General features: G+C 67.9%; 10 protein-coding genes and 3 pseudogenes. 6 read left to right on the top strand and 7 right to left on the bottom strand.

The window, feature by feature from the left end; translation table 11 throughout:
• Positions 1-236 (bottom strand): hypothetical protein (locus ACFQ87_RS42345; RefSeq protein ID WP_380616300.1); only part of this gene is annotated, 236 nt, incomplete at its 3' end.
• A gap of 182 nt (positions 237-418) precedes the next feature.
• Here ACFQ87_RS42345 and ACFQ87_RS42340 point away from each other — a divergent pair.
• Together ACFQ87_RS42340 and ACFQ87_RS42335 are read left to right on the top strand one after the other, a co-directional pair.
• Positions 419-1,138: a DUF317 domain-containing protein gene (locus ACFQ87_RS42340; RefSeq protein ID WP_380616299.1), complete on the top strand. Its 720-nt coding sequence runs from the start codon at positions 419-421 to the stop codon at positions 1,136-1,138.
• Positions 1,139-1,425: 287 nt separating this feature from the next.
• Positions 1,426-2,306, top strand: a pseudogene (locus ACFQ87_RS42335) (ISAzo13 family transposase); the annotation flags it as partial.
• A 92-nt stretch (positions 2,307-2,398) separates the two neighbouring features.
• On the opposite strand, the gene ltrA reads toward ACFQ87_RS42335, so the two are convergent.
• Positions 2,399-3,715: a group II intron reverse transcriptase/maturase gene (gene ltrA / locus ACFQ87_RS42330; protein ID WP_380616298.1), complete on the bottom strand. Its 1,317-nt coding sequence runs from the start codon at positions 3,713-3,715 to the stop codon at positions 2,399-2,401.
• A 527-nt stretch (positions 3,716-4,242) separates the two neighbouring features.
• On the opposite strand from ltrA, the pseudogene ACFQ87_RS42325 reads away from it, so the two are divergent.
• Both ACFQ87_RS42325 and ACFQ87_RS42320 read left to right on the top strand, forming a co-directional pair.
• A pseudogene (locus tag ACFQ87_RS42325) lies at positions 4,243-4,494 on the top strand (hypothetical protein); the annotation flags it as partial.
• A gap of 264 nt (positions 4,495-4,758) precedes the next feature.
• Entirely contained in the window at positions 4,759-5,034 is a 276-nt protein-coding gene (locus ACFQ87_RS42320) for a hypothetical protein (protein ID WP_380616297.1), read from the top strand.
• 269 nt (positions 5,035-5,303) lie between these two features.
• On the opposite strand, the gene ACFQ87_RS42315 is transcribed toward ACFQ87_RS42320, so the two are convergent.
• The 5 genes from ACFQ87_RS42315 to ACFQ87_RS42295 form a co-directional block, all read right to left on the bottom strand.
• Positions 5,304-5,975 (bottom strand): hypothetical protein, encoded by a 672-nt coding sequence (locus ACFQ87_RS42315; RefSeq protein ID WP_380616296.1) that lies wholly within the window; start codon positions 5,973-5,975, stop codon positions 5,304-5,306.
• 797 nt (positions 5,976-6,772) lie between these two features.
• Entirely contained in the window at positions 6,773-7,021 is a 249-nt protein-coding gene (locus ACFQ87_RS42310; RefSeq protein ID WP_380616295.1) for a hypothetical protein, read from the bottom strand.
• Positions 7,022-7,200: 179 nt separating this feature from the next.
• Entirely contained in the window at positions 7,201-7,752 is a 552-nt protein-coding gene (locus ACFQ87_RS42305) for a hypothetical protein (protein WP_380616294.1), read from the bottom strand.
• Between the two features lie 38 nt (positions 7,753-7,790).
• Positions 7,791-8,030 (bottom strand): DUF6296 family protein, encoded by a 240-nt coding sequence (locus ACFQ87_RS42300; protein WP_380616293.1) that lies wholly within the window; start codon positions 8,028-8,030, stop codon positions 7,791-7,793.
• 144 nt (positions 8,031-8,174) lie between these two features.
• Complete coding sequence (locus ACFQ87_RS42295; protein ID WP_380616292.1) at positions 8,175-9,092, bottom strand: polyphosphate kinase 2 family protein; 918 nt, start codon at positions 9,090-9,092, stop codon at positions 8,175-8,177.
• A gap of 291 nt (positions 9,093-9,383) precedes the next feature.
• Here ACFQ87_RS42295 and ACFQ87_RS42290 point away from each other — a divergent pair, with 291 nt between their 5' ends.
• The gene (locus ACFQ87_RS42290) at positions 9,384-9,539 is read left to right on the top strand and encodes a hydrophobic protein (RefSeq protein WP_380616291.1); all 156 of its coding nucleotides are present in this window, start codon (positions 9,384-9,386) and stop codon (positions 9,537-9,539) included.
• Between the two features lie 108 nt (positions 9,540-9,647).
• Positions 9,648-9,806, top strand: a pseudogene (locus ACFQ87_RS42285) (CsbD family protein); the annotation flags it as partial.
• Positions 9,807-9,930 lie beyond the last annotated feature (124 nt).

Here is a 9,930-nt window from a genome sequence, read left to right as displayed (position 1 = left end):
CAGCCCACCACGCGGGCCAGCTCCTCCAGGGTCAGCTCCATCCGCTGACCGTCCGCCAGCCGAGCCTCGACCGCATCGTTCTGCTCCCGCTCGGCGCGGCTCGTCGCGCGAACGGCCCACTGGCCATCGGCGATTATCACGATGTCGCCCATCGTCCACGCCCGCCCCGCCGCCCGGATCTTGCGATCCAGCGCCGCCATGTCCCGGCCTCTGCTCAGCACCAATGCCTTCTTCACCCTTCACACCACTTACGGCCCCGCGCCGTAACCCTGGTTCAGCACCTGGATGCTCTGATCCATTCCCTCCCAGTTCGCCCACGGCAGACCGCTGGCCCGGGGAATCGACTACGAACTTCGGGATGCTGCATGTCAACGTACTCGTGTCGCCGAAACCGCAGGTCAACGAAGGGACCGGCCCCGTGAACACTCCCAGCAGCCTCCTGCCCGACCCCGTCTGCCCGACCGCCGAGGACCGTTCCTGGCTCTCCTGCGACCACAGCGCGGAGCCGGTCCTCACGCTGCTCGACAACCTTGGTTGGCCGATGGTCGACACCCCCGAGGCCAACGTGCGCTGCACCAGCCCGGACGGGTGCGTCTACGTCGGCGGGCTGCGCGAAGACCCCGGCGCCTGGCAGCGCGGCATCGTCTGGCGCGTCCGGGTCCAGCCAGCCGACGCCGAGGCGTGGACCCAGGAGTTCGGCATCCACACCCCCTCCGAGCCGGTCGCCGGATTCCTCGCCGCGCTCATCGCAAACCCCACCCGCTGCCCCCGACACCCCTACCTGGAGGACCGGTTGACCACCCCCCGACTCGATCACGCGATCGCCAACGGCACACCGCGCAACGCCCTCGGCCTCGCCGTACGGGACACGCACATCGCGTGTGCCGACGGCTTCTGCCTCTCGGTGCCGGCCCCCGACCCCACCGAGGTATTCCTGCTGCCCGCCCGAACACCGGAGGTCGGCTTCCCCACCCGGCACCCCGAACCCTGGGCCGACTGGCGCGACTACCTCGAACCCGGCTCGGACGAGGATGCCCCCACCGAAGGCATCTACCTGCACGTCCCCGTCGCCCTGGTGCGGGACCTGATCGAGTCCCACGGCGGCGAATCTCCGCCCATCCTGCGCCGGCGCTCCTGACGACCCACCGCCGCAACCAACTTCGACAAAGGAGACCACACTGACGATCACCATCGACCTCACCCGTATCCCCGGCCTGGCCATCGCCGCGCTCGGCCTGGCCAACGCCTTCTCCGTCCCGCCGGAGTCCGCCGCGTTCGTCCTCGGGGGCCGTCGGGAATCTACGGGTTGCTTCCGGGACTTGGGCTCGTTGATGTGGTCTGAGGCGTTTCGATGAGTTGATCGGTCCGCTGCGGGCGAAGTTCGAAGCGGTGGTCCCGCATCTGAACGATCGTCAGCGTCGGTTGCTGTACGGTGCGGAGGCTCGGCAGCTCGGGCACGGGGGGATTGCCGCCGTTGCTGCGGCGGCCGGGGTGTCCAAGGGCTGCGTCAGCCGCGGACTGGCCGATCTGGAGGCGGGCGCCGAGTCGGACGGGCGGGTACGCCGCCCCGGCGGGGGCCGCCCGGCCGCGGCGGAGAAGGACCCGCGCCTGCGCGCCGTGCTGCTGTCCCTGGTCGAGGACAGCACTCAAGGTGATCCGATAGGGCCGTTGACCTGGACCACGAAATCGTTGCGCAACCTGGCGGACGAGCTCGCCGCCCAAGGGCATGCGGTGGGTCGGGACACGATCGCCGCGCTGCTGAAGGGGGCCGGGTTCAGCCTGCGCGGCAACGCCAGGGTCCCGGCCGGCAACGCCCACCCGGACCGCGACGCCCAGTTCCGGCACCTGAACGCCAAGGTGAGCCGGTTCTTGGATGCCGGGGACCCAGTGATCAGCGTGGACACGACGAAGGAGGAGCAGATCGGGCTGTTCGCGCAGGCGGGGCGAGAGTTGGTGCCGCCGGGCGCGCCGATCAAGGTCCTCGACCACGACTTCCCCTCGCAGGAGACCGGCACGGTGATCCCTACGGCATCTACGACGTGGGGCACAACACCGGATTCGTCGTGGTGGGCACCGACCACGACACCGCCGCGTTCGCGGTCGCGGCCCTGCGCCGCTGGTGGACCGAGGAGGGCCGGGCCACCTACCCCGGCGCGACGCGACTGCTGATCACAGCCGACGGCGGCGGCTCCAACAGCACCCGCGCCAAAGCATGGAAGGCCAACCTCGCGGTCCTGGCCACCGAGACCGGCCTCGAGATCAGCGTGTGCCACCTGCCGCCGGGGACAGGCCGGGGACATCGAATAGGGTCGGGGACTGGCGCGGTGACGCAGTACGTGCGTTCCGTTTCCAGCCCCCGCCACCTCGATTCCGTGCATGCGGTTCTCCCGCACACGGCTCACCGACGTCGTTCACCACCGGCATTCGGTCTCCCCCGCCAGTCCCGGAAGGGCCTGGGAGCGACGACGTTCCCAGCAAGGCTGACCAGGCCCAGATGGTCCGGGGAGGCATAGGCCACCACGTGCCATCCGAAGCTGCGAGAGCGCTTGTGACGTTTGCCGATGAACAGCGCCATCCGCATCCGCACGTACTCCCTGATCACACCGAAGCGGTGCGCCGAGTTGCCGTACTTGAAGTACGCCGCCCAGCCGTTCAGGAACAAGTTGAGCTCCTGAACCACCATCTCGGTCGGCAGCAGCAACCGGGAGCGGTCCGTCAGTTCCCGGATCCGTTCCCGTGCGTGCCGCACCGCCTTGTCTGCGGGCCAGCGGGCGAGGAAGGGGAACGGCCGCCGCCCGGGACGGGCGGGCGCGTTCACCAACCGGTGGTGGAAGCCGAGGAAATCCACTCCCTCGCCTCCCACCCGAAGGTGCACGATCCTGGTCTTGGCCTCCTTCGGCTCCAAGCCGAGCTCGGCCAGCAGTTCCCGAAGCCGCGCAAGCGCCACCTCGGCCTGCCGCCGGGACCTGCACATCACCACCGCATCGTCGGCATAACGCACCAGAACCCCGTGCTCATCCACGTCCCATGCCCGGTCGAGCCGGTGCAGGTAGACATTGCAGAGCAAAGCGGATGCAACCCCGCCCTGTGGGGTTCCCGTGACCGGCCGACGGACCTGCCCCTCCTCCATGACGCCCGCACGCAACATCACGCGCAGTAGCTTCAGGAACGGCTGGTCGCAGATGCGTTCCTCGACCGCCTGTATCAACTTCTCAATCGGAATCGCCTCGAAGCAGTTGGCGATGTCCGTCTCCACCACCCAGTTGCGCCCCTGCCAGGACTCGTCGATGAGAACCTGGAGTGCATCGTGGGCACCGCGCCGGGGCCGGAATCCGAATGAGCACGGAAGGAAATCCGCCTCGAACACCGGCTCCGCCACCAGTTTCCACGCGTCCTGGACGATCCGGTCTCGGACCGAAGGGATCGACAGCGGCCTTTGCTCCAGCGTGCCGGGTTTGGGGATGAACACCCGACGCGCAGGGATCGGACGATAGCTGCCGGTCTTCAACTCCGCGGCCAGTTCGTCGAGGAGCCGGGCCACCCCGTACTCCTCGACCTCCTCCAAAGTGGTCTGGTCGATACCTGGAGCGCCGTTGTTGCGGCGCACCGCGACCCACCCGCGCCATAGGACGTCCCTGCGCGAGACCTTGTCCATGAGCGCGTGGAACCGCCGTCCGGGGTCGGCCTTGGCCGCCCGGTAGAGCGCATGCTGCAAGGCACGGACCGGATCCGAGGGAGAACGTCCCCCGTCGGCGGGACTAGCCACCTGGGCACTCACCGGGCCCCTCCTCCACATCTCTACGCATCGACGAAGTAGCGGCCCTTCCCTCACCGGCGGTTATGTTGTCCGCTCGGCTCAAGCAGTACTACGGCCGCCTCTGACGCCCACCCGGCCGGCACCCACTTCCCGAGGTCATCGGTTATAGGGCACCAAGCTTCCGGCGGCACCTGCGCGCAGGCCACCGGGCCGGGGAGGGCCTCTCCAGTTCCCGCCGTCACTATCCGAACGTTCCGCGCCCCTTACGCCGGGGAGTTCCTCACGGCTGCGATTCCAGGGTCTTCACCGTTTCCATGGCCTTCGCCCTGACACTCCGGGCTCGGCTCTCCCTTGCCCCACCTCACGATGGGAACTTTCACGACGCGGCAGGCTTCGCTTGATGCTACGGACCGCTCGGTTGCTCCCCCTGAAGGGCTTTTGACGCTGGGCTTCGACACCGGGCGTTTCCCCCCGATGCCGCCAGCCTGCTACCGGGCCTCCTGGCAGCTACCCGGACCGGACTTGCACCGGCAAGCGACGACGAGCTTACGACTGGTGGTCAATCACCTAACACGATCAACCTCCGTCTTCTGGACGCACAATGGAACAAGGTCGAACACCGGCTGTTCTCCTTCATATCCATGAACTGCCGTGCCCGCCCGCTGACCAGCATCGAGGTGGCCCTGAACCTGATCGCGTCCACCACCACCGCGACCGGGCTGCGCGTGACTGCACGACTGGGACGAGAACCGCTACCCCACCGGGATCCAGACCGACGCGCAGCACGCCGCCGCACTGAAGGTCGACCCCGACGACTTCCACGGCGAGTGGAACTACACCATCCCGCCGCGGCCGGGCGTCCCGCCGGTGCCACTGCAGCCGCCCGGACGTCGTTCCCACCCCCGTGCGGCCCACACCTTCGACGCGGCCCTGGCCACCCACCCCGTGCTGACCGGCGCCTCCCGCCAAGCCTCGACCACCTCGTCACCGAGATCCGCGAAATGATCGACACGCTGCCGCCGGAACAACGCCCACGCCACCGCAAAATGGCCGTCGAGAACATCGTCTGGGCCGCCATCCTGGACCAGAGGGGCCTGCCCGCGTCGTTGATCGCCCACCTCTTCCACATCGGCGAGAACCAGATGCGAGCCCTCATCCAGCAGACCCGGCCCCTGCTCCAGCAGCACGGCCTCCACAGCGAGCCGCTCCCCGTCCGCCTCATCGACCCCAGCGAACTCGCCAGATACGTCATGCACGCAGCATCAACGACGGGTTGACGCGACACGCACCACTAATTTATCGGCGGGCCCCTGATTCAGTGATCTCCCGAGCACGACACCGGTTGGCATCAGGCCTGCCGAGCGAAGCAAGCCGGATGGAGCAAGATGAAGTCCGGGAGGGCGGACGAGAACGCCCGACCAGCTCTGTCGCAGGTCAGGCCAACCGTCGCCGTGATCACTGAAGTTCCGCGCAGTTCCAGGATTCCATGGTCGGTGCCCAGCACTCCTGCGAGGTGATGCCGGGCACCGTCGGTTTTCGCGCTATGTCAGGCCTTGCAGGTGGCGGGACTCGTGGAGGTGTCGGGTTTGGTGCAGAGCGGGCCGAGTCCGGTCGTGGCGTCGGGGCGGGTGATGAAGGCGAGTGGCCCGGCGTTGTGTTCACCGTTGAACGGTGTGGTGCCGGTGAAGCCGCACGCGGCCGCGTCGCTGGGCTTGTTGAACCAGAACCCGACGTGGAAGGTGTTCGTGGGCGGCAGCGAGACGTCCGGGTCGAAGCCGAAGATCTGGTCGAGCAGGATGGTCCGGATCTCGGCGCGGCCGTTGCCGGCGTGGTCGGTGTGGAGGTCAGACTGGTACCAGGCCAGACCGAAGTTGCTGAATCCGGGGACGGGCTGACCGTTCGCCTGCTGGTTGCTGCGCTGAACGGTGAAGAGGTCGAAGTCCAGGTCGGGCTTGAAGCCGCGCAGCTCGATCTCCATGGTGTCATTCAGCTCGCCGCGGCGGACCTCGGCCTTCACGCGCGGGGTCTCGCCGTTGCCTGCCAGACAGGGCAGGAACGGGGTGTTGGGGAAGAGCTTGAACTCGGTGGTCTCGTGGTGGCCGCCGAGCGGCTTGGGCTCGGCCGCGGTGGCCGTGCCCACGCCGGTGACGGTCAGGGCGGTGAGGGCGAGGGCGAGTTCGAGGGTGCGTCGGGGGCGCAGCCTGGCGAGCATGGGCATGGATGTCCTCCAGGGACGAAGAGTCTAAAATGGTCACTTATACGCAGAAAGTGATCCAGTGCGACCACCTATACCAGCACGCCCGCGAATCGCTCTTCGGCACGCACGACGGCACCCGTTCAACGCGTACCTCACCCGCCACACGGAGCAAAGTTGTGCTCATCCCGCCGGGGCACGTTCCGGGCCCGGTGGCGATGAAACCGCTGCGGGTCTGCCGTTGGCCCGGGAAGCTCTCCCGTAGCCCTCCAAAACGGCTTCACCAGGTGTGATCTGTGGGTTCGTCGGATGGTCAGCTTGCTCGGCGATACTCGTTGATGAGGCTGAGCACGGTGGTGCTGCCCGCTGTACCGGTCCAGGGCGCGGGTCTCCGCGCTGATCGCCCTCAGCAGCTCGGTGCGCGCTTCGACCTCAGCCGAGAACTCTGGGACCGAAGACTCGTTCGACGTCATCACGCCTCCTTGCGCAGTCCACCCGGCGGCTCGATGTCAGCCATCGAAGCCGCCCCGACGACTCCATACTGCTCTCGGCGAGGGGAAATGCGTGCGGCGCTGCTTCGTCCCGGGTTCCGGGCGTCGATCCGCAGCCAGTCGACCGGCGATTCCGGCACTGCAGGTCGCTCGCCGTCCTCGGCCCCGGCGCCCTCCCCGGCGGCCTCCGCCGTAGTGGCCAGCCGGGGCTGGCCGCGGTGGGAGCACAGCTCGGTGATCCGGCCGACCACCCGGGCGTCGCCAGGGCTCGCAGGACCCGCCAGATCGTCCGGAACGACTCGGCCTCGATCTCGGTGTCGGCCTCGGCCTTCACCACCGCGCCCGCGTCGCGGACCTCAGCCGGGTCGGCGGTGGCGATGTCGTCGCCGACCGCAGAAGCAGGTAGGCCGGGATGACGACCCAGGACACCTTGCCCTGCCAGTGGGACTGACGCAGCGCCCGGCCCACCGCCTGGACGATGTCGATCACCGAGGACTTGGGATCGGCGAAAACGACGGCGCCGACCGCCGCGATGCCAATTCCCTCGGACAGGAGACGGAGTTCGCGAGGATGCCGCATTCCTCGCCCTCCTGGCCGGGCCGCTCGCCGGTGTGGGCCTTGTGCTCGGCGAACGTGGCCCGGCTCCCCCGCGCCGCCGCTCCTGTCTCCGCCCCGCTCCGACCCGGACTCGCCTGCCCGCGCGACGAAAGCGGAGCAGCCACCGCCCTCAGAATGAATGCCACCCCGGCGGGGGGTGCTCAGACACCGAGAACCAAGAGGACACCGGGTGGGTGCGGGCCCATCGCGACCGAGGCAAGGGGCTGTCCGCCCCACCTGCTGCCATACCAGCCGAAGCCGGAGTAGCCCGGCGGCTCGACCGTCCGTCCAACCTGCACGTCGCCTCGGGTTTCCGGCCTGTGGCCCGCACGCGTGACGCGGACATCGGTGATGTCCTGATCACCGACGACGGCTACCTCCGCGGCCTGGTCACCGACCGCGACCTGGTCGTACGGCCGCTCGCCGGAGGAAACGACATCGACCGCACCGTCGGCGAGGTCTGCAGTGCCCAGACTGTCGGACCTCGAGACCGACCGCCCGGTCGGCATTGTGTCGCTCGGCGACTCGCGATCGATCGCGACCGGATGTCCGCGCTCGCCGACAATAGCGCCGCCGACCCGAATACCTGACCCACACACCCATGGCGCCGACCCACGTTCAGACCGACGGCTCCAGAACAGCAGAATGCCTCGGAAGACGGGATGACCCAGCCGGCTCTGGATTGCCGTCACGAAAGCATGCCCGATCGGCACTCACCTGCCCTTCGGACCAGCCTGGCGCGGCCACCAGCTCAGAGCAGCGGGTGTGCGTGCGGTGGTGTCCCTGGCTCGGGCAGGCCGTCGCTGTCCAGGAGGAATACCACGCCGTCCGCTGTGATCTCCGCCAGGACCCCCCGGTCGTCCGTGTAGAGGGGGTGACCGTGCGGACCGGTCTCACCGGCTCGCAAGTGCACCGCGATGACTGTCTGCTCGCCGTGCGCGCCTTGGGGCCCGGGAAACGTCAGCCCCCAGCGCTTAGGAATCTCGTCCATCCCTCCACGATCCGCCTTGGCTGGAGGACGCGCATTCGTGGGCGTTGCCAAGCTCGGGTGCACGGCGAGACCGTCCGTTTCAGACCGGCACCGCATCACTGCCTTCGCCCGGGACACCACATCCCGCGGGACACCCACTGACTGTCATCGAAGTTCGACGCCCTCGGCAGTCTCCGCCTCCAGCAGGCGTTTGGCGGTGCGCAGTTCCTTCCGGGCCTTCTCGTCCACCGCCGGGTAGTGCGGGTCGATTTCCATCAGGGTGTGGATGAGGATTCCGACCGCGCACATACGCGCGAACCACTTCCGGTCGGCCGGGACAACGTACCAGGGAGCCCACGCGGTGCTCGTCACCGACAGCATCGCGGAGAACGCCTGCTGGTAGTCGTCCCACCACTGCCGCTCTCGGACGTCGGCCGCGGAGAACTTCCAGTTCTTCTCCGACCGCTTGATTCGCTTCAGAAACCGGAGCCGCTGCTCCTCCTTCGAGAGGTTGAGGAAGATCTTCACCACCTTGAAGCCGTTGTCGGTGAGGTAGCGCTCCCAGTCGTTGATCTCCCGGTAACGGCGCTCCCAGACCGCGGGGCTCTTCGCCTCGGCAGGGAGCTTCTGCCGGTCCAGGTACTCGGGGTGGACCCGCACCACCAAGACTTCCTCGTAGTGGGAGCGGTTGAAGATCCCGATCTCCCCGCGGGCCGGCAGCCGTTGGGAGTAGCGCCAAAGGTAGTCATGCTCGAGCTCCTCAGCCGAGGGAACCTTGAAGCTGCTCACCCTGACGCCCTGCGGATTCACTCCGCTCATGACGTGACGAATGGTGCTGTCCTTGCCTCCGGCGTCGATCCCCTGCAGACAGAGCAGGACACCGTACCTGGCCTCGGCGGCGAGCCGATTCTGGTACTCGGCCAGCAGCGCCACGCCAGCGCGCAGGAGTTCGACGCCATCGCGCTTCTTCAAACCAGCGCTGTAGCGAGGATCGAAGTCTTCGGCCACATCGATCTCCGACCCCGGCTTCACCTGCAGCGGCTTGATGAACTCGGCGGTCTGCTTGGCTGTCTTGTCCGACATCGTCGATCAGTCCCTCTCCAGTCAGGGCACGCAGCGTCGGCCAGCGCTCGGCCCGGATCGCTTCCCACCTGGTACCTGTCACCTTCGACCTGGCCTCCATATCCGTCAAATGGCGGCCGCCAGAACCGATCGGGGAGATTTCGGAGATCGCGTACGTGCCCCGTCCCGCCAGGTCCGTCCGAACCACTCCGAGCCAGCGCCAGGCTGCCCCCGTCAACATGCGCGAAGTTCGGGGGTGTACGCCCCGTTGAACGGGGCAGGCGCGGTGGGTGATGAAGGAGGTTGTGGATCATGTTGCTCCTCGTTCTGGTCCTGCTGCTGGCACTCGTACTCGGGGGTGCGGGATTCGCGGTCCATGTGCTGTGGTGGGTCGCCCTCGCCGTGCTGGTGCTGTGGATCCTGGGCTTTGCACTGCACGGGGCCGACGGCCGTTGGTATCGCTGGTGACGAGCGGCTGTGAGACCGACTGGTTGACACGGATACGTTCACGCCGGGACCTGCAAGCCGTGCGGCTGCGCGAGGACGAGGAAGGCGGTGCTCATGGGCACGTAACGCAAGGCGGAGAACGCCACCGAAGCGCTGAAGGGGAAGGCGAAGGAGACCGTTGGCAAGGCCGTCGGTGACCGACGGATGACCGCCGAAGGAAAGGGCCAACAGACCAACGCCGACGCCAAGCATGCGATGGAGAAGATCAAGGATGCCGCAAGGCATTGACACCGAGCAGCGGGGGCCGGGTTGTCCGAGCGCCCGGCAGGGGTGGTCGGGGTGGGGCGGGTCAAATTTCCCCCGACCGCCGAAGGGGGGGGTCCCGTTTTCCGGGGGTGTCCTCCAAGCATGG

Source organism: Kitasatospora sp. NPDC056531 (genome assembly GCF_042794375.1).
Classification (GTDB): domain Bacteria; phylum Actinomycetota; class Actinomycetes; order Streptomycetales; family Streptomycetaceae; genus Kitasatospora.
Note: the sequence above shows the minus strand (reverse complement) of the source record. Positions and strands in the feature narration are given on the sequence as shown.